This is a genomic window from Bradyrhizobium sp. 613_E4_N2_2, from assembly GCF_052075995.1.
In the GTDB taxonomy this organism is placed as follows: domain Bacteria; phylum Pseudomonadota; class Alphaproteobacteria; order Rhizobiales; family Xanthobacteraceae; genus Bradyrhizobium; species Bradyrhizobium barranii.
In genome coordinates this window covers 2,266,928-2,287,692 of the sequence record NZ_CP197234.1, presented here as the reverse complement: position 1 = coordinate 2,287,692, position 20,765 = coordinate 2,266,928, and the positions used below count along the sequence as shown (strand labels likewise).

The following is a 20,765-nucleotide window of genomic DNA, read 5'->3' as shown; positions in this document are numbered from 1 at the left end:
AGACTGAAATGTTTTGCAACAAAAAGGGCCTCCGCGCAGGCTGCACGGAAGCCCCTTCATTGATGGTCGATCCTGATCAGTTCGTCGTGCTCTTCGATTCCTTGAGGAACTCGTCGATCAGCGGCTGGCCGACGCGGCTTGCGGCGTCCTTGTAGACCGGCTCCATCGCCTTGCGCATCGCCTCGTCCTGCTGCGGCGTGAGCTTGATGATCTCGCTCTTGCCGCTCTTCTTGATCTCGGCCAGCGCGTCGTCGTTCTCCTTCTGCGACTGCGCGTTGTTGAAGTCGGTCGCCTCCTTCATCGCCTTCGACAGCTGGTCGCGGATGTCGGCCGGCAGATCGTCCCAGAACTTCTTGTTCACGATCACGACGTAGCCGATGTAGCCGTGATTGGTCTCGGTGATGTACTTCTGCACCTCGTGCATCTTCTGCGTATAGATGTTCGACCAGGTGTTCTCCTGGCCGTCGACGACGCCGGTCTGCAGCGCCTGATAGACTTCCGAGAACGCCATCACCTGCGGCAGCGAGCCGAGCGACTTGAACTGGGCCTGCAGCACGCGCGAGGACTGGATGCGGAACTTGACGCCCTGGTAGTCGGCGGGCGTGACCAGCTTCTTGTTGGCGCTCATCTGCTTGAAGCCGTTGTCCCAATAGGCAAGGCCGGTGATGCCCTTGGAGTCCAGCAGCTTGAGCAGCCGGAGGCCGAGCGGGCCTTCCGTCACCTTCCGCAGCGTCTTCAGGTCCGGAAGGATGTAAGGCAGATCGAACACCTCGAATTCGCGGATGCCGAGCGGGCCGAACTTCGAGTTGGACGGCGCCAGCATCTGCACACTGCCGAGCTGGAGCGCCTCGAGCTCTTCCTTGTCCTTGTAGAGCGTCGAGTTCGGGTAGACTTCGATCTTGACCTTGCCGCCGGTGTACTTCTCGGCGAGCTCCTTGAACTTCTCCGACGCCTTGCCCTTCGGCGTGTCGGTGGCGACGACGTGGCTGAACTTGATGATGATCGGCGATTGGGCCGATGCCGGCCCGGTCAGGGCCAACGCCCCGGTCAAGACCGCAACCGATGCCGCAGCCCAAATGAGTTTCCGCATGCTTCCTCCCACACGTTTTTTGGTGGGGCACGAACCGTCGCCCCCAAGCCCTAGATTCAAGACTTGAGGGCAGGATTATAGGGAAGCGGACACAGGCGCCATTGCCCCTTAGCAGGGGGCGGCTTGCAAAAATGCGGTATCCGGAGGCGAAATCTGCTGGACTGGCTCACGCAGGTCGATGGCAGGGAAACCCTGCCATCGCCGCTGCCGCCTCTCGCAACCTCAGCCGTGCAGCGCCGGCGCGAGTTGGGCCTGCTGCGCGACCGCCGGATCGGTGATCAGGGTGCCGCCGTGCCCGTCCGAGGACAGCGCAAAGTCGGCCGCGCTGTACTGACCGAGCAAGTGCAGCGTCGCGACGTGGGTGCCGTCGGAGACTGTCAGCGTGCCGCCGGTGTTGTCGTTGTTCTGCGCATAGGCCATCGAGGTCAGGCTGTCGCTGAACAGGATGTCGCCGAGATCGAGACTGTCATGGTCCTGCCAGCCGGAGATCGTTCCCGTGAAGGCCGACGCCTGGGCCAGCACCAGCGAGGCATTGGGACCGGCGAAGATCACATCGTCGATCGTGCCGCCCGCGTGGACAAAGGCGAGCGCGCCCGAGCCGATCGTGGTGTCATCCGCGCTGCCACCGGCCTGCACGTGCTGCGTGCCGGACAGGACCGTCGTGCCGGTCGCGCTGCCATACACATATTGCACGCCGCCGTTGACGATGGTGGCGTTGGCGGCGCCCCAATCGACCTGGACTCCGCCGGCATTGATCGTGGTGCCGGTCGCCGTGCCGTCGGCGTAGACGCTCTGCTGGCTGCCGGCGTTGACCGTCGTGATCGACGCGTTGCCGTGGAGATACTGGAGGGCGCCATTGCTGATCGTGGTCTGGACCACCGTGCCGCCATAGACCGACTGGACGCCGCCATCCATGGTGGTGTTGATCGCCGTTCCACCCAGATAGACGTCCTGCCCGCCGCCATGGATCGTCGTGTCCGAGGCCGTGCCGCCGCTCTCGACGGCCTGCAGGCCCGAATTGATCGTCGTGAGGCTCGCCGAGCCGAACACGTACTGACCGCCGCCGCTGATCGTCGTGATGATCGTGAAGCCCCAATCGATCTGGATGCCGCCGGCATTGATGGTGGATCCGGTCGCACTGCCGTCGATGTAGACGTTCTGCTCACCCCCGGCATTGACGATGGTGTTGAAAGCATTGTTGTGAACGTGCTGGAAGCCGCCATTCGCGACCGTGGTCTGGATCGCAACGCCGAAGACGTTCTGGGTGCCGCCGTCCACGGTGGTGTTGGTCGCGATACCACCGCCGAGGATATCCTGGTCGCCGCCGGCCTCGATCGTCGTGCCGTCGGCCGAGCCGCCGATCTGGATGTACTGATTGCCCGAGATCACGGAGTTCGAGGCCAGACCGAACACCAGCTGCGCGGCGCCCGCGGCAACCACCATTCCATTGGCCGAGCCCTCCAGCACGACCGCCGCGCCGCTCTCGACCTGGATGTCGGAATAGCCGGACGCATCCTTGATCCGCCAGACGCCGCTCTGGACGTCGAGCTTCTCGACATTGACGACGGTGCCAAGGAGCGAACCGGAGCCACTTCCCGACAGCACCAGCGTGTCTACGCCGTCGCCGCCGTCGATCGTGCCGGTGACGATCGAAGCGGTGGCGAGATTGATGCTGTCGTCGCCTGCGCCCATCGAGACGTCGCCGATGATGGAGCCGCTGTTGGTGAGCGTATCGTTGCCGCCGCCGGTGGCGACGCTGCCGAAAATGCCGCCCGTGTTGGTAACGGTGTCGCCGAAGGCGCCGACGATCGAGATCGCCTCGCCGTTGTTGCCGCGGATCGTGCCGTCGTTGATGATGGTCATGACGCCGAAGGCGCTACCGTCATTGCTGTCGTCCACGGTGATCGCGCGCTGATCGCTGATGATCAGGCCGCCCACCTCGTTGTGGACGAAGCCGCCGCCGATCGCGAGCGCCTCGTTGAGGCCGTTGGCGCCGCTGGTCAGGCCGACCGCCGCGATCGTCCCGAAATTGTCGATCGAGACCAGACCGTCGACATCGACACCGTCGGCGTCAGCACCGCCGACCGCCGTGCCGGTGATGGTGCCGCGGTTGGTCACTGTTGTCGTCGTGTTAGCCGCGCTGTCCATGTTGATGCCGGAGCCGCTGCGGCCGGTGATGGTGCCGTCATTGTTGACGGTGATCGGCTGGTCGCCCGTGATGGCGTGGCGGGCGCCGTCGATGATTCCGCCGGCATAGTTGTTGACCACGCCGCCGGTGTTGACCGACTGGAAGTCGATCGCGTCGTTACCGGACGAGGCCGCCGAGGCATTGTGGCTGACGATCTGGCCGTAATTGTTGATGGTGGCGTTGGCGCCGGGCCGGATCGCGTCGGCATCGGCCGCCGAGATCACGCCGGTTGCCGCATTATTGATGACGGTATTGGCGCCGCTCGAATTGATGTCGTCGAGATCGAGCGCCTGGCCGGCATTGCTGCCGGTCCCCGTCGAGGAGATCGTGCCCTCGTTGTTGACGGTGAAGGTGCCGCTCTTGCCCGAGACCAGGTTCGAGATCTTCACCGCATCCTTGGTCGCGGTGATGGTGGCGCCGGCCTTGTTGTTGATGGTGAAGCTGCCGCTGGTCGAACCGCTGGTGGCGATCGCGCGGCTGGTGCCGGTGATGGTGCCGGAATTGTCGACCACCGCGCCGGGCGAGGTGCTGCCGCCGATCCAGGTGACCGGGGTCGAGCCCGACAGGGTCGCGCCGGCGAGAACGGTCAGATGATCGTTGTTCGCCAGCGTAATCGGGTTCGACGAGTTGCCGGAGACGAGAGTGCCGTCGTCATTGGCGATGGTGCCGGTCGCCGTCGCGGTGCCGATCGTAACCGCCGCGCCCGGATTGCTGGCGCTGGTGAGCGTGAGCGTAAAATTCTCGTCGGGCTCCGCGGTGGTGTCGCCGGAGATCGTGATGGTGATGGTCGCCGAGGTCGCACCGTCGGCGAAGCTGCCGCTGAAGGTCGAGGCCGGCAGCGTGCCGCCGAAATCGGCCGCATCGGTGGTGCCGGCCGCGAAGCTGCCGGAGAAGCTGAGTACGCCGGTGGTGCCGCCGGTGCGCGCAATGGTGAAAGTCATGGTCTTGGTGCCGCTCTGCCCCTCGGCAACCGACACGCTCGGCGACGAGAACGAGATCGTCTGCGTGGCGGGCGCGGCCACGGTGAAGGCGGTGGTCGGGAACGGCGCGTCGGGCGTGGTGCCGTCGGTGCTCTGGTCGCCGCTGCCGTTCTGGGTGGCCCAGTTGGCGGTGTTGCCGATCGCGACAAGGTAGTCGGCGAAGCTGGCGAAGCCCGAGCGCGGTCCGTTATAGCCGACGATGTCGAGGCCGCCGGTGAAGCTGACCGCGGTCTGGCCGGCAACGAGGCCGGTGCCGGTCAGCGTGCCGTCTGAGGTCGCATAGCCGACATTGGAGATCGCGGCGAGAAAGGTCGGCGCCGTCGAGGTGCCGACATAGGCGTAGACGACCTCGCTGTCGTTGGACAGGCCGGTATTGTTGGCGTTGGTGAAGGTGGCCGAGCCGGCGCTGGTGCCGAACGTGCCCTTGCCGATGTTGTTGATGTCGATGACGGTGCCGGCGGGAATCGCGCCGGTCGCGGTCCAGGCGATCGTGCTTTCGGCGTTGCTGCCGGTTGCGAAGGCGGAGCCGTTCCAGTTGCTGTCGGTGAAATTGATGACAGTGCCCTGCGGGATGTCGGTCAGGGCGACAAAGGACAAATTATCGTTGCCGTCACCGTTGAAACCGGTGAAGGCGATCGAACCAGCGGAAAGGGGCATTCCAAATTCTCCAGCAGCAAGGGCGCGCGACGCTGCCGGTTAATGGAATGTTAACATGACATGTTAATAACATATTTATTGCGATGCACCCCCACATGACGGGATCGTGTGCCAAACGAAAAACGCGGCGCCGAGGGCGCCGCGTTTGCCGATGAACTGGAGAGGATGAAGCGTCAGCTCGCCGCTGCCGTCGTCACCGTATCGCGCTGGCGCTTCATGACGATCTTGTTGAGCGCGCCGAGATAGGCCTTTGCCGAGGCCACCAGCGTATCCGGATCCGCTGCGCGTGCCGTCATGGAACGGCCGTCATGGGACAGCCGCACCGAGACTTCGGCCTGCGCGTCGGTGCCTTCGGTCACCGCATGGACCTGATACAGCTCGAGCTTTGCCTCATGCGGCACCAGCGCCTTGATGCAGTTGAAGACCGCGTCGACCGGCCCGTTTCCTTCGGCTTCCTCGATCCTGATCTGGCCGTCGACGTCGAGCTTCATGGTCGCGCGCTGCGGGCCGTGGGTGCCGGCGATCACGGTCAGCGAGGTCAGCTTGATGCGGTCGTGGGAGGCCGCCATCTCCTCGTCGACCAGCGCCTCGATGTCCTCGTCGTAGATGTCCTTCTTGCGGTCGGCCAGTGCCTTCATCCGCGTGAACGCATCCTCCAGCTGGTTGGCGCCGAGCTTGTAGCCCATCTCCTCCAGCTTGTGCACGAAGGCGTGGCGACCGGAATGCTTGCCGAGCACCAGCGACGACTGCTTCAACCCGACCATCTCGGGCCGCATGATCTCGTAGGTCGAGGCGTCCTTCAGCACGCCATCCTGATGGATGCCGCTCTCATGGGCGAAGGCGTTGCGGCCGACGATCGCCTTGTTGTACTGGACCGGGAACGAGGTTGCGGCCGACACGACCTTCGAGGCGCGCGTCAGCTGCGTGGTGTCGATCTTGTTCCACCACGGAAACACGTCGTTGCGGACGTTGATGGCCATCACGACTTCCTCGAGGGAAGCGTTGCCAGCCCGCTCGCCGATGCCGTTGACGGTGCACTCGATCTGCCGCGCGCCGCCCGCAATGCCGGCCAGCGAATTCGCCACGGCCATCCCGAGGTCGTTATGGCAATGAACCGAGAATACCGCCTTGTCGGAGTTCGGCACGCGCTCGATCAGCGTGCGCATGAAACGGGCATATTCCTCGGGCGTGGTGTAGCCGACGGTATCGGGGATATTGACGGTGGTCGCGCCGGCCTTGATCACGGCCTCGACGATGCGGCAGAGATAGTCCATCTCGCTGCGGGTGGCGTCCTCGGCCGACCATTCGACGTCGTCGATCTGGTTGCGGGCGCGGGTCACGTTGGCGATCGAGAGCTCCATCACCTGCTCCGGCGTCATGTTCAGCTTGACGCGCATGTGCAGCGGCGAGGTCGCGATCACGGTGTGGACGCGGCCGCGCCTGGCGAATTTCACCGCTTCGGCGCAGCGGTCGATGTCCTTCGGGTTGGCACGCGACAGGCCGGCGATCACCGAGTTCTTGGAGCGGCGGGCGATCTCGCTGACGGCCTGGAAGTCGCCTTCGGAGGTGATCGGGAAACCGGCCTCGATGACGTCGACGCCCATGTCGTCGAGCATCTCGGCGATCTCGATCTTCTCCTCGAACGTCATGGTGGCGCCGGGGCACTGCTCGCCGTCGCGCAGCGTGGTGTCGAAAATGATGACGCGGTCCTTATCGGACTTGTTCACGGGGGCCATTGCAAAATTCCTTTTGAGCTTTTTGCGCCGTCAGTCTGCTGGGCGCTTGAGGTGTCCGGTGATCTCGACCAACCCCTGAGCGCCCAGGCGCATGGCGCCCAGCCGGCCCTCAGGGGCAAGTAAGAAGAAGGCCGCCAATCAGGAGGGTGGGCAGCAGCGCGGCCGGGATCGTGGCGGCGGCCAGAGCCACCTCCCCCGAAATCCCATCGATTTGGCCGCGAATCAGCATTGCCAGACCCTTTTGAGCCCTCAAATCCTCGGTCAAAACCGTTGACGGTTGGTTGCCGGGAGGCTCGATGCGCCGTTTCTAGACGAGAAATGGCCGCAACCGCAACGCCAAAAGATGGTCAGGAGGACTGACCTGATTGCAGGGGGCGTGGCGCCTCGCCCATTGGTTCGCAATGACGACCACATCGGCCCCGTCATCCCAGCGACAACCGCGAAGCGGTTGTCGCTGGGGGTGCGAGGCGTGCGGTGCGAAGCAGCACACGAGGAGCCTCGAAGGATGCACGGCCGAGCTGGTGCCGCGGGGACGCCGCCCTTCGAGGGCCTCTGAAGAAGCGGCCACTTCATCAGGGTGACGGAGATCGATAAACGCGCGCGGCGGCATCAGCTCTGCATGCCAAACAGCAGGCACACACCCACCCGCTCGCGGCGTGGTCCGCCCGAGTCTTGCTCTCCGCTTCACGCCCTCAACAGAGAGGGCGCAAGGAAGGCCGGGCGCCAACTGGCACCCGGCGCATCCGCTTCACCGATCCCGACCGATCCTTACGCCGCGTGCGGCAACGCGAGCGCGCTCTGCTGGACCCCGGCGCCGGGATCGCTGATCATGGTGCCGCCATGGCCGTCGGAGGACAGCGCGAAGTCCGCCGCCGTGTATTGGCCGAGCAGCGCCAGCGAAGCCGTATGCGAGCCGTCCGACACCGTCAGCTTGCCGCCGCTGTTGCCGGCATTGGCGGTGTAGGCCAACGTCGTGCCTGCGGCGAACTGGATATCGGAGAGATCCAGATGGTTGCCGTCCTGCCAGCCGGAGAGGAAGCCGCTGAAGTCGGAGGCGTGATCCAGCACCAGCGTGGCATCAGCACCTGCGAAAGTCACGTTGTGAACCGAGGCTCCGACGAAGGCGTGGGCGGTGCCGCCGCTGCCGATCATCGTGCCGTAGGTGGCGCCGCCGGCCTCGACGTACTGCGTGCCAGACAGGATGACCGTATCGGCCGCCGTGCCGTAGACATACTGGCTGCCTCCGTCGATCGTGGTGGCGATCGCGTTGCCCCAGTCGATCTGGATGCCACCCGCATTCACCGTCGTGCCGGTGGCGGTCGCAGACGCGTAGACATTCTGCTCGCCGCCGCTGTTGACGGTGGTGTCGGTCGCGCTGCCATGGACGTGCTGGAGCCCGGCGGCGTCGATCACGGTGTCATCGGCGGAGCCGTAGACATGCTGGGTGCCGCCCTCGATGGTAGTGTCGCTCGCCGAAGCGCCGCCGATGACGCGCTGCTCACCACCCGCCCCGATCGTCGTGCCGGTTGCAACGCCGCCGGCCTGGATGGCCTGCTCGCCGAACACGGTGGTGTTGCCCGTGCTGCCATAGACGGAGAGCGTGGCGCCCTGCTCCACCGTCACCGCCGTGACCGCGCCCCGCACCACAAGGCCGGCACCACTTTCGACCGTGACGTTGGCGTAGCTGGCATCACTGTTGATCGCCCAGGCGCCGCTCCGCACATCGAGCTTCTCGACACCGGTCGCCTTGCCCAGCGTTCCATTGCCGGTGCCGGACAGATTGATCGTGTCGGTACCCTCGCCGCCATCGATGGTGCCGCTGATGGTCGAGCCTGTGACGAGGTTGATGGTGTCGTCGCCGGCACCCAACAACACGTCGCCGGAGACGATGCCGCTGTTGGTGAAGCTGTCGTTGCCGTCGCCGAGATCGACCGCGGGACCGCCCATCGCCACCATCAGGCCGCTGTTGTTCAACGTGTCGGCGCCGTCGTCGGTGAAGATGCCGCCGACGATAGTGCCCTTGTTGGTGATGGTGTCGGCAAAGCTGCCGAGGATGTCGATCGCCTCCCGGCCGAGGATTTTCGCGTTCATCGCGGCCGCGTCGGCGGGATCGACGCCCTCCGGGCCATGGCCATCGCCCCGGATCACACCCTCATTGTAGATCGTCGTCGCGCCGAGCGCCGCGCCGTTGCTGGAATCATCGACCTGGATGGCGCGCCCGTAGCCGTAGATGGTGCCGCCGGCATAGTTGTTGATCACGCCGCCGCCGATGGCGACTCCTTCGGAGACGTTGACTTCGCCGTTATGATAGCCATTGGCGCCGATGCCCTGGACCAGGCCGTAATTGTCGAGCTTGACCAGACCATCGGTGTCGATGGCGTCGCCGTCGCTGTCACTGTAACCGGCGGACGCGCCGATCATCGTGCCGCGGTTGGTCACATAGACGGTGTTGGCGACGGACGCATTGTTGTCGATATTCACAGCCGAACCATTGCGGCCGATCATCGTCGCGCCTGCGTCGTTGACGACGGTGATGCCGACCTTGCCGGTCACGGCATGGTGCGACCCTTCGATCACGCCCCCGGCGAGGTTATGAACGGCTCCGCCGCCGTTCTTCTTGTAGTCGATGGCGTCACCACCCGTGATGTTTTGGCCGTCATCGCCGCGGGACCTGATCGTCCCGGCATTCTCGATCGCGGTGCCGGTGCCGCCACGGATGACGTCCTGGTTGGCGATCGCCGAGATGATCCCGCCGGCGTGGTTGAATATCTTGACCGAACCGTTGCGGGTATTCTCCAGGTCGATGGCCTTGGCGCCGGAGATGGTGCCATCGTTGACGATCGTCAGGCTCCCGCCATTGAGGTCTCCGGGACCGGAGACGGTGTCGCTGATGAGTCCGGTGGCTGCGTTGTTGACCACGAAGGTGGCCTTCCCCGAGTCCGTTCCCATCGAAATGCCGGATATCATTCCCGCATTGTCGATCGTGGTGGAACCGGTCCCGAGTTGTACGGCACCGACAAGAGCACCGACTTTGCCGCCGGCCTCGACGACGAGATGGTCGTTTTTCTCCTGGCCGGCCGCGCTGCCCATCTCGAGCAGCTCGGACCGCGAAACGCCGAGCGTCGCGCCGCTCTTCACTGTGATCGAGGTATAGCCGCTCTGTCCTGCATCCGCACTCCATGACCGGGCCAGCGGAAGGCGAATCCCGTCGCCGTTCAACTCCGCAGTCCAGATGCCGCCGGCGACGACCAGGCTCTCGACATTGGTCACCCGGTTCGAGAGTGTGCCCAGGCCGTTGCCCGACAGATAGAGCGTGTCGGTGCCATCGCCGCCGTCAAGCGTGCCGCTGATGGTCGAGCCGGCGACGAGGTTGATAGTGTCGTCGCCGGCGCCCAACAACACGTCGCCGGAGACGATGCCGCTGTTGGTGAAGCTGTCGTTGCCGTCGCCGAGATCGACCGCGGGACCGCCCATTGCCACCATCAGGCCGCTGTTGTTCAACGTGTCGGCGCCGCCGTCGGTGAAGATGCCGCCGACGATGGTGCCCTTGTTGGTGATGGTGTCGGCGAAGCTGCCGAGGATGTCGATCGCCTCGCGGCCGAGGATTTTCGCGTTCATCGCCGCCGCGTCGGCGGGATCGACACCCTCCGGGCCATGGCCGTCGCCCCGGATCACGCCCTCATTGTAGATCGTCGTCGCGCCGAGCGCCGCGCCGTTGCTGGAATCATCCACCTGGATGGCGCGCCCGTAGCCGTAGATGGTGCCGCCGGCAAAGTTGTTGATCACGCCGCCGCCGATGGCCGCGCCCTCGGAGACGTTGACTTCGCCGTTGTGATAGCCGTTGGCGCCGATGCCCTGGACCAGGCCATAATTGTCGAGATTGACGAGACCGTCGGTGTCGATCGCATCGCCGTCGCTGTCATCGTATCCGGCGGACGCACCCACGATCGTGCCGCGGTTGGTGACATGGACGATATTGGCGACGGTCGCATCGTTGTCGATATTGATGCCGGAGCCGTTACGGCCAAACAAGGTCGCGCCGGCATCGTTGATAACGGTGATGCCCTTCTTGTTGGTGATGGCGTGGCGGGACGCTTCGATCACGCCGCCGGCAAAATTGTGCACGACCCCGCCGGCGCTGCCGCTGTAGTCAACCGCATCGCCGCCATAATATCCGTTGGCAGCGTCATCCGCGACCGACCGGATGATACCGGAATTGTTGAGCACCATGTTGGCGCCGCCGCGCACCACGTCGGCATTGGCCTGACTGTTGGTGATGATGCCGCCGGCGAGGTTGTTGACGATCACCGTGGACACCTTGCCGACGTCGGTGAAATCCAGCGCGTAGCCGACGCCGCCATTCATCAGGCCGGCATTGTTCACGGTGACGGCCGACCCGGAACCAAGGTAGCGAACCCCGATGCTGCCCCAGGTGGCGCCGGTCGCGGCATTGTTGAACGTAAAGGAGCCGGTCACGCCGTTGGCGCTCGTCACGTGATAGTTCGTACCATCGACACCGATGCCACCGGCATTGTCGACGGTCACCGTGCCGCCTGACCAGAGGATCGCGCTGATCTCACTACCGTCCTGCGGCTCCGGAACGGCGAGTACGCCACCCTGGTCGACCGTGAGGTGGTCGCCGTCGGCGAGGGTGAGCGGCGAGGTGACGCTCTCGCCGGCGCCGATGTGCAGCGGATCATCGTTGACGATGATACCGGTGGCGTCGGTGTAGGTGTTGACGATGGTGATCCCGTTGCTGGAGCTTGCATTGGTCAGATGCAGGCTGAAGCTATCGTTGCCTTCCAGCGTGATATCGCCGGTGGTGGTGATCGTGACGGTGGCCGTGCTCTCGCCGGCCTTGATGACGCCGGAGAACGTCAACGGCACCGTGCCGCCGAAGTCAGCAGCGTCAGTGGAGCCAGACGAGATCACGCCGCTGAACGAAAGATCGCCGTCGGTGCCGTGGGTCCGCTCGACCACGAAGGTGAAGGTCTTGACGTCGCCGGCATTGCCTTCCGATTGCGAAATTGTCAGCGAGTTCTCGGCAAAGCCGAAGAACTGGACCGGATCGTCGTTGACGATGGTGGCGTCGGCCGTCGCCTTGTCGCCGATATAGACAAGGCCGCTGTCGCTCGCGACCGTATCGAGGCGGGCGAAGAAGTGTTCATCCGGCTCGTACGTGGTGTCGCCGCTGATATGGAACGTCACGGTCGCGGTCGAGGCGCCATCGGCGAAGCTGCCGCTGAACGCCGGCAACGTGCCGCCGAAATCGTCGGCGTCCGCGTAGCCGTACATGCCCGACATGTTGGCCAGTGTGCCGGAGAAGGTGGTGACCCCAGAGGTCGAGCCGATGCGGTTCAGCGTCAGCGTCACCACCGTATCGCCGCTATCGCCCTCAGTGACGCTCGCCGTAACGGAGGCGAACTCGATCTTCTGCGCGGTCGGGTCGGCGGTGAAGGCCTGGGTCGAGAACGGCAGGTCGGGGGCGGTGCCGTCATGGCTCTGGTCGCCGTTACCACCCTGCAGCACCCAGTTGGCCGTGGCGTAGATGTTGGCCTTGTAGTCGTCGATGCTGGCAAGGCTCGACCGGTCGCCGACATAGGCGGCGATGTCGGGGCTGCCGTTCAGCTGCTTGGCATCGACCCCGTTGGTGAGGCCGGTGCCATTGAGCGTGCCGCGTCCGAGGCTGGCATTGAATATGGCGTTGGTGATCGCGGTCAGGAACACCGGCGCCGCCGCGCTGCCGGTGTAGGCGTAGACGACCTCATTGAGGTCGGCGATGTCGCGCGTGTTGGCGGTGTCGAACGCCACGGTTCCGACATCGGAAGATGCACTGCCGCCGGCACCGAGGCCGGTCATGCTGATGACCGTGCCGGCGGCGACGTCGCTGGTCGCGGTCCAGCTCCAGACGTTCTCGTCCGAGGCGAAGCTCGTGCCATTCCACAAATTGTCGGTGAAGTGAATGACAGTGCCGGCCTTGATGTCGGAGAACGATACGAAGGCAAGGCTGTCGTCGCCGTCCGCGTTGAAGCCGGTGAAAGCGATGGAGCCGGCGGTGAGTGTATCGGTCATGGTTGTTCTTCCTTGTTGCCGTCCTGCTCGCGGACGGAGAATCCAGAATTCACGAGGCAGGATTTCCGGGGATCAGCGCCGCGCGGACGGCGTAGAAATTCCGATTTTAGGAAAACTTACCTGATATCATAATTCATGTTGCATAATGATATGTCCGTTACATGAAAGCCGGGCAGCGCGCGTCCAATGACTGTTGGAAAGCCAGCGGCTGGATCGCCGACCTTCTCATCGCACGCACGATCCACGGGCCCATCGCGTCGCCGCGAGCGCGGACTCCGCACAAATGCACACGCGGCGACAACGCTCACCGCGCTCCTGTTGTCTTGGGGGGCAGCTTGACGGATTGCAGTGATCGGAAACGGAGCGATCTGCGGGATCAGCCGTCCCGGATATCGCTTTCGCCTTCGCTCTTCGAGCCAAGGCGGACAAGTCGCTCATCGGAATGCGGGTGGAGTGCCGGCCTGATCGCCGGCCGGGCTATCCGGCGCGGCGGGCGCGGGCCCTGCTTTCCCAACGGTCCAGCATCTGGCCGAGCTCGCCGGTGGCGACGGGGGCGGCCTCGTTGGTGTTGGCGGGTGCGGCGGCGCGGAGCCAGCCCGGCTCGGTATATTCGCGCCAGCGGCGCGCCTCCGCGCGTCGTTTGCGGGAGGCGAGATCGCGGGTGAAATAGCCGGCGGCGAACGCGATGGCGAGCGCAATGACCAGTGCGACAACGGCTAACACAATGAACTCCGGCTGATACCCCGGAAACGTTCTGCCATCATCGCGCGTGAGGTCAAGGCTTGACAGGTCCTAAAAACCGCACCGGTTGACCGCGCAAAGCCCGACGACAGGCCCCGAACGACGAGACAGGGACCAATTGCCGCTTCTGCCCTCGCCTCGCCGCAATGCCGCCGCGTTCCAGCCTTCCCAAGCCTGCCATCGCGCGGAGGATGCGTACCTGCCCCTCGCAACCGGGCGCGGACCGGACTAACCTCCGCCCGCTCGGCCGGATCAACCGGCCAGCCGAACATAACCGGGAGGACGCGATGAAACGCCCAGAGCAGCGTGACCAGGATGCTGCGCTTTCACGACGAACACTCGTGCGGGGACTTGCGCTCGGCGCTGCGGCGACCGTAGCCGGCCCCACGCTGGCCCAGACCGGACCTGCCGCACCGCCAACGACGATCACCACCCCGCCGCGCGATTTCGGCCCCAACGGCGCGCCGACGACTTATTTCTCGGACCCCGACATCATCACCGTCGATCCGTCCTTCGACGATCTGGCGCAGCCCAACACCGCGATCAAGCGCCTCTACACCGGACTGTTGTGGGCCGAAGGCCCGGCCTGGAGCGCGCAGGGCCGGTATCTGTTGTGGAGCGACATCCCCAACAACCGGCAGATGCGCTGGACCGAGGACGACGGCCGCGTCAGCGTGTTCCGCACGCCCTCCAACAATTCCAACGGCAACTCGTTCGACTTCCAGGGCCGTCAGCTCTCCTGCGAACACCTGACCCGGCGGGTGACGCGCTACGAGCACGATGGCACAGCCACGGTGCTCGCGGACTCCTATCAGGGCAAACGCCTGAACTCGCCGAACGACGTCGCCGCGCATCCCGACGGCAGCTACTGGTTCACCGACCCGCCCTATGGCGGCCAGCTCTATGAAGGCGAGCCCGACGTGGCGGGCGGCCCGAGCAATGCAGGCGGCAAGCTCAATCCGCGGATCGGACAGCCGGCCGGCTTCGTGCCGGGCAAGCGCGAGCTGCCGACCAACTGTTATCGCATCGATCCCTCGGGTCGCATCGACCTCGTCGTCACCGAGGACCAGGTGCCCGATCCCAACGGCCTGTGCTTCTCACCGGACTACAAGAAGCTCTACGTCGCCTCGACCGGCAAGGGACCGGGCGACACCGGGCCCGGCGGCAAGGGCGAGATCTTCGTGTTCGACGTCGGCGCCGACAACAAGCTCTCCAACGTGAAGAAGTTCAGCGACTGCGTGATCGACGGCGTGAAGTGCGGGCCCGACGGCCTGCGCTGCGACGTCAACGGCAATGTCTGGTCCCCCAGCAACGCCGGGCGCGCCGTCGGCTATAGCGGTGTGACGGTGTGGTCGCCGGCGGGCAAGCTGCTCGGCCGCATCCGCCTGCCGGAAGTGTGCGGCAACGTCTGCTTCGGCGGCCCCAAGCGCAACCGCCTGTTCATGGCCGCGAGCCAGTCGCTCTACGCGGTGTATACGGCGACGCAGGGCGCTGGTCCGGGCTGAGGCGGCACGGAGCGGATCACGACACGGCGCCGGCGTACCTCGCCGGCGCCGAATGATGCTGTATCGCTCGTTTGAAGCGACCCAGCATTATCCCCATTCGTGATGATGCATCTCATACGGCTTTACGCCCAGCAGGTCGATGGTCTCGGAGCCGACCTGCAACAGGGTTCCGCCATGATGGTCAGATGATTTCGTGACGTGAACGTCGTTCGAAAATTGCAGCTTGTCCTGTTTGGGATCGAAGTCGGTGATGACCGCGGTGTTGTGCTTACCTGCGAGAACACCAAGGTCGAATTCGAATGTGTCGGCACCGGCACCTCCGGTCATGGTCATGCGGCCGGCCGCGGCGACCAGCGTGTCATCCAGATCTCCGCCGGTCAGGGTATCCCTGCCGGGAGATCCGACCACAAGCTGCGCCATGCCTGCTGCAGCCTTTTCTCCGGTCGGGTCTACGCCGCCCAGCGTGCCGCTGTGCCGCTCGGTGGCGACGAAGGCATCGCTCTGCATCGCAATGGTATCGGTGTCGCGCAGAATGAGGTCCGACAGCGTGGTGTTCTTTATCTCATTCAGGGTCTGATTATCGAAACCCTGGTTCTCGAAGTAGTAGCGATCGCCGTCGCGCAAAGCGCTGAACTGGTCGGCGATGATTAAGCCGAAGTTGGGCCCGATGACGGCTCCTGGCGCATGATCCTCAGCCAATCCACCGGCCCACAAATCGACGGCATCGATCGAACCATAGGCTTTCTCGAACGCTGCTGCCGTCGCCGGATCAGAGCTGAACTGATCGAAGCTGGTGTAAGGCGCTAGCCCCAGCCCCTCCCGGGTTTGGTTCAGTGTACCCAGCCCAAGATCATGGCCGCGTTGGATATTGATCGCTGCCAGATCCATGCCGTCCGGAGGATCGAACAGGAGGTTTCGCAAGCCATCGACAATGTGAGCGTCCAGCGGGTTGGCCAGGTCCCCCGACAGATGCCGCAGCAGGCCATCCGCACCAGTCGCCTTGAAAGTCGCCGTGTCTTCGAAGAACGATTGCGCCAGCGTCTGCTGCGACGTAAAGGCACCCAGATTGCTGGTCGCACTGATCTCGTCGGAGACGATGGAGTGACCAAAGCGAAAGGCCGCACCGGCAAACTCTTCGGTGATCCGCGCGTCCGCCGTGCGGTCATAGCCTTGGTACGGCTTGATGGCGTCCTCGCCCAACAGATGCGGCAGGAACTCGTTGTAGGTGATGTTGACCATCTCGGCCGTGGTGATGGCCTTGGCCGTCTCGTATAGCTTGTCGCCGCTCCAGTTCGGATGGTCCTCGTGCAGTCGATCGACTTGGTAATTGTGCTCGCGCACAAACAAGACTTGCAAGGCGGTCAGGTCGGGATTCTCCTGCGCCCGGACGTCACCGGCCGCAAAGACGTTGCCGTGCTCGGTCTCGACGATCGGGAGATTGTCTCCCGCCGACACCTTCATATGGCCGTCGGCCGTTCGCAGGCTCGCTGCGGTGGCCGCGTCGGAACCGTAGATCTGCGATCCGTCCAGCCAACCCGTCACCGTATTGATCGCGGCTGCCGGATGCCCGGTGACCCCCGTCGCAGGATCGATCGCCACCCGCGTCAACGCGATCATGCTGCCGGGCGGCAGAAACTCATCATCAGCGGGGACCTTGATCGAGATATCATCCGTGCCTGTGCCCTCCTTCTGCAGATCCAGATCGTGATCGATGAACTGGCCCCACGCATACATCATGCCTGACAGCGCGACGCCGGCGTCATCCACCAGATGCGGGCCTTCCTCGCCATCGCCAATATCCGTCTGCGCCACGACAATGTTGCTGATCTCGCGCGGATTCGGACCTGGCGTCATTTCATTGACCCCATCGACGAAATTTGCCGGCCCCAGCCGAGCAAAGTCGGTGTCGGCCTGGTTCAAGGTGGGATCCGCACGATTGTTGTTGGAGCCGTCGATGCTGCGGAATCTGAGCGCCATGGTTTACCCTCCCCGTAGAGTGTTCGCCCCAGCGCCTGCTCCATTGGCGGCTTGCGGCATGACGCTTTTGTGATTCTTTATGACGCTCGCATGATCGTTGAGTGACGACATTCGATATACGACAGAATTGCACCTCTAGCGGCGAAGCGGCAATCTTGGCCTGAACGATCGTGCCGAACAGGCGATGTTGCGCACATCAGCGCAGCACTATCCAAGGAACAAGCCATGCGCGTCATCATCTGCGGCGGCGGCGTGATCGGGGCCTGCACCGCCTTGTTTCTCCGGCGCCACGGCATCGACGTCGTCGTGGTCGAACGGACCGAGGTCGCGGCCGCCGCCTCCGGCAAGGCCGGCGGCTTTCTGGCGCGTGACTGGTGCGCCGGCTCGCCGCTCGACGTACTCGCGCGGCGAAGCTTTGCGCTTCACGCGCAGCTGGCGGAGGAGATCGCCGGCGATTGGGGCTATCGCCCGATGACCGCCTATAGCGGCTTTGTTGCTCCCGACGGCGATCCACGCCGGAATGCACCATCCGCGCTCGGCTGGCTCGCCAACGGCGTCGTCATCGCGCAGCGCATCGGTACGACTGAGACGACTGCGATCGTTCATCCCCGCAAATTTACGTCAGCCGTGATGAACGCGGCAGTCGCGCAAGGCGCCGAGCTTCGCGTTGGCCGCATCACGGGCATCGCGCGCGACGCGAATGGGACGACCGCGAAGGGTGTCGAGGTCGAAGGCAGCCTCGTTGAGGCGGACGCCGTCGTGATCGCGATGGGACCATGGTCGCTGCTCGCCGCGCAATGGATGCGCCTGCCCGCCGTTTATGGCCAGCGCAGCCCGAGCATCGTGTACGACATCGGCCCCGACGTTCCGGCCGATGCGTTGTTCCTGGAGTATGACGAGGACGGCAGCGCCGTGTCGATCGAGGTCTTTCCACGCGCCGATGGCAGCACGCATATCACCGCACTCTCGGACATCGCGCCGCTGCCGCTCGATCCGGCGGCCGTAACGCCGGACGTCGATGCGATCGCGCGCCTGCAAATCATGTGCGAACGGCTGTCGCCACTGTTTCGTCCCGAAAAGATCATCGCGCAGCAGGCCTGCTTCCGACCGGTGACTGAGGATGGCCTGCCGTTGATCGGCAAGGTGCCGCAGAGCGAAGGCCTCTATGTTGCGACCGGGCACAATGTCTGGGGCATCCTCAATGCGCCCGCCACCGGCGAAGCGCTGGCACAGCTGATCGCCGAGGATGCGGCGCGTGTAGACTTGTCGCCATTCGATCCGGCCCGGTTGAGGCCGCTCGATCCATCACTGCTGCAAGCGCGCTGAACCGGCATCGCTGCACGTCTTGTAGACCGGATGGAGCCAGGCTACCGCCCACTCCAAGGCTTCGACGCTCACGCATGCCCGCCGACAGAATCTGCATGCCTGCGCGCGTCAGGAGTGTCTCGCACCTATCCTGCCCGCAATTTGCGCAGCGCTAGACTTTAGTCCCCTTCTCACAATCCTGAACGCGGTTTCACTTGCCGAGACCTCCCTCGCCGTTATAGTTGCGACATAATGGCTCACAAGAGGCCTGTTCAAAGGGAGAGAACAACATGAAAAAACGACTCTCTGTTGCATTGCGAATGGCGCTCGGTGCGGCCACGACAGGCGCGATGATGGCAGCGTCAGGCGCGGCACTTGCAGCCGATCCCCTCAAGATCGGCGTGATCGCGGAAGCGCAGGCGATCGCCGGCGCCTCCATTCCACAGGCGGCGCAGCTTGCCGCCGACGAGATCAACGCCAATGGCGGCGTCGACGGCCGCAAGATCGAGATCATCTCCTACGACAATCACTCCTCGTCGGCGGATTCAGTGCGTGCGTTCCAGCGCGCGGTGAACGAGGACAAGGTCAACGCGATCATCGCCAGCTATATCAGCGAGGTCGTGCTGGCGCTGGAGCCCTGGGCCTCTCGGCTGAAGACGCCGTTCGTCACGCCGGGTGCCGCCTCCAATGAGATCAGCAAGAGCGTCCACGCGGATTACGAGAAGAACAAATACACCTTCCACGGCTATCTGACTTCAGCGGCGCTGGCGCTCTCGGTCTGCGACGGCGCCAAGGACCTGCTCGTCGACAGGATGCACATGAAGACCGCGGTCATCATGAGCGAGGACGCCGCCTGGACCAAGCCGCTCGACGTCGGTTACGAGGAGTGCCTGCCCAAGATCGGGCTGAAGGTGCTCGACCACATCCGCTTCTCGCCCGATACGACCGACTTCACGCCGATCTTCAACAAGATCGAGGGCTCCAAGCCCGATGTGATCATCACCGGCATCTCCCATGTGGGCGTGCAGCCGACGGTGCAGTGGAAGAACCAGCAGGTGCCGATCCCGATGTTCGGCATCTCCTCGCAGGCAACCAACGAGACCTTCGGCAAGGACACCAACCAGGCGGCAGAAGGCGTGCTCTATCAGGGCGTCTCCGGGCCCGGTGTGGCGGTGACGCCGAAATCGGTGCCGTTCGCGGAGAACTTCAAGAAGAAGTTCGGCAATTATCCCTCCTATGCCGGCTACACCGCCTATGACGAGGTCTACTACATCGCCGACGCGGTGAAGCGCGCCGGCTCGACCGACGCCGACAAGCTCGTCTCCGCGCTGGAGAAGACCGACTGGGAAGGCACGATCGGCCGCGTCCAGTTCTACGGCAAGGACGATCCGTTCACCCACTCGATCAAATATGGCAAGGGCCTGATCACCGGGCTGATGCTGCAATGGCAGGACGGCAAGCAGAGCGCGGTCTGGCCCAAGGACGTCGCCAAGGTCGACGTCAAGTTCCCGAGCTTCATCAAGCTCAGCAACTAGCAGGACATGCTCCCGGGACCACCTCCCGGGAGCTTCCACATGCGGCTCTCCGCAGCACCTTTCCTCAAAGCGGCAGCTCGGCTGCCACCCGGCCAATCATAGATGCGAGCTTTCCAGATATTGATCGATGGCTTTGCCATCAGCGCTCTCTACGCTCTCGGTGCCACCGGCTTCACCCTGATCTTCGGCGTCTCCGGCGTGCTCAACCTCTCCCACGGTGCCATCATGGTGGCCGCAGCGGTGGCGGCCTGGGCCGCTGCCAGCATCCTCAACGTCGGCACCTATGCCGGTGCGCTGATCGGGGTCGCCGTCGCCCTCCTCACCGCCTTCGCGACCTATTTCGCCGTGGTGAAGCCCATTCAGGACTCCCGGCGCATTCCCAACGAGGAGAAGGAGATCTTCGTCCTCACGGGCACGCTGCTCTGGGGCATCATGATCCAGGAGCTGATCGCGTATTTCTTCACCAACAACGCCAAGACCGTGCTGCCGATCGTCGAGGGCGTGGTCGAGATCCTCGGCGTCCGCACGCCGAAGAACGAGATCTTCACCGCGATCGTGTGCTGCCTCGTGATCGCACTGTTGTGGCTGCTCGTGAACCGCACCCGCACCGGCAAGGCGGTGCTGGCGGCGTCGATGAACCCGCGCGGCGTTACCCTGCTCGGGCTCGAGCTCACCAACATCTACGTCGTGGTCTGGGCGATCTACGGCATCCTCGCCGGCATCGCCGGCGTGCTGCTCGGCATGTTCTTAGGCGTCAGTTCCTACAGCGTCGGACCGCTGACGGCGAGTGCGTTCTCGATCGTGGTGCTCGGCGGTCTCGGCAGCGTCTCCGGCTCGCTGATCGCGGCCTTCGTGGTCGGCTATCTCGAGACGCTGACGGCCTATCTGGTCTCGCCGGCCTACCGCACCATTCCGGCGCTGCTGCTGCTCGTGTTCGTGATGTATATCCGGCCCCAGGGCCTTCTGGGGAGGCGCTGAG

General features: G+C 64.3%; 10 protein-coding genes. 4 read left to right on the top strand and 6 right to left on the bottom strand.

What is annotated here, in order from left to right; genetic code table 11:
* Nucleotides 1-76: 76 nt before the first annotated feature.
* From AB7290_RS10775 to AB7290_RS10755, 5 genes are all read right to left on the bottom strand, one after another.
* The gene (locus tag AB7290_RS10775) at nucleotides 77-1,090 is read right to left on the bottom strand and encodes a TRAP transporter substrate-binding protein (protein ID WP_354077009.1); all 1,014 of its coding nucleotides are present in this window, start codon (nucleotides 1,088-1,090) and stop codon (nucleotides 77-79) included.
* Between the two features lie 222 nt (nucleotides 1,091-1,312).
* Nucleotides 1,313-4,915: a beta strand repeat-containing protein gene (locus tag AB7290_RS10770; protein WP_354115125.1), complete on the bottom strand. Its 3,603-nt coding sequence runs from the start codon at nucleotides 4,913-4,915 to the stop codon at nucleotides 1,313-1,315.
* 173 nt (nucleotides 4,916-5,088) lie between these two features.
* Nucleotides 5,089-6,651 carry a 2-isopropylmalate synthase gene (locus tag AB7290_RS10765; protein WP_063981681.1) on the bottom strand — a complete coding sequence of 521 codons (1,563 nt, stop codon included), beginning with the start codon at nucleotides 6,649-6,651 and terminating at the stop codon, nucleotides 5,089-5,091.
* Between the two features lie 768 nt (nucleotides 6,652-7,419).
* The gene (locus AB7290_RS10760; RefSeq protein ID WP_441253399.1) at nucleotides 7,420-12,723 is read right to left on the bottom strand and encodes a beta strand repeat-containing protein; all 5,304 of its coding nucleotides are present in this window, start codon (nucleotides 12,721-12,723) and stop codon (nucleotides 7,420-7,422) included.
* 477 nt (nucleotides 12,724-13,200) lie between these two features.
* On the bottom strand, nucleotides 13,201-13,446 hold the full coding sequence (locus AB7290_RS10755) for a hypothetical protein (RefSeq protein WP_028152088.1): 246 nt from the start codon (nucleotides 13,444-13,446) through the stop codon (nucleotides 13,201-13,203).
* Nucleotides 13,447-13,751: 305 nt separating this feature from the next.
* Between AB7290_RS10755 and AB7290_RS10750 the strand changes: the two genes are divergently transcribed.
* On the top strand, nucleotides 13,752-14,969 hold the full coding sequence (locus AB7290_RS10750) for an SMP-30/gluconolactonase/LRE family protein (RefSeq protein WP_441253398.1): 1,218 nt from the start codon (nucleotides 13,752-13,754) through the stop codon (nucleotides 14,967-14,969).
* Between the two features lie 87 nt (nucleotides 14,970-15,056).
* Here AB7290_RS10750 and AB7290_RS10745 read toward each other — a convergent pair whose 3' ends face one another.
* Nucleotides 15,057-16,946 carry a peroxidase family protein gene (locus AB7290_RS10745; RefSeq protein WP_441253397.1) on the bottom strand — a complete coding sequence of 630 codons (1,890 nt, stop codon included), beginning with the start codon at nucleotides 16,944-16,946 and terminating at the stop codon, nucleotides 15,057-15,059.
* Nucleotides 16,947-17,171: 225 nt separating this feature from the next.
* On the opposite strand from AB7290_RS10745, the gene AB7290_RS10740 reads away from it, so the two are divergent.
* The 3 genes from AB7290_RS10740 to AB7290_RS10730 all read left to right on the top strand — a co-directional run bounded on the left by AB7290_RS10740 (nucleotide 17,172) and on the right by AB7290_RS10730 (nucleotide 20,764).
* Nucleotides 17,172-18,272, top strand: a complete 1,101-nt coding sequence (locus tag AB7290_RS10740; RefSeq protein ID WP_441253396.1) for an NAD(P)/FAD-dependent oxidoreductase — start codon at nucleotides 17,172-17,174, stop codon at nucleotides 18,270-18,272.
* 299 nt (nucleotides 18,273-18,571) lie between these two features.
* Nucleotides 18,572-19,786 carry an ABC transporter substrate-binding protein gene (locus tag AB7290_RS10735; protein WP_354077042.1) on the top strand — a complete coding sequence of 405 codons (1,215 nt, stop codon included), beginning with the start codon at nucleotides 18,572-18,574 and terminating at the stop codon, nucleotides 19,784-19,786.
* A gap of 102 nt (nucleotides 19,787-19,888) precedes the next feature.
* On the top strand, nucleotides 19,889-20,764 hold the full coding sequence (locus AB7290_RS10730; RefSeq protein WP_028156504.1) for a branched-chain amino acid ABC transporter permease: 876 nt from the start codon (nucleotides 19,889-19,891) through the stop codon (nucleotides 20,762-20,764).
* The last annotated feature ends 1 nt before the right edge of the window (nucleotide 20,765 follow it).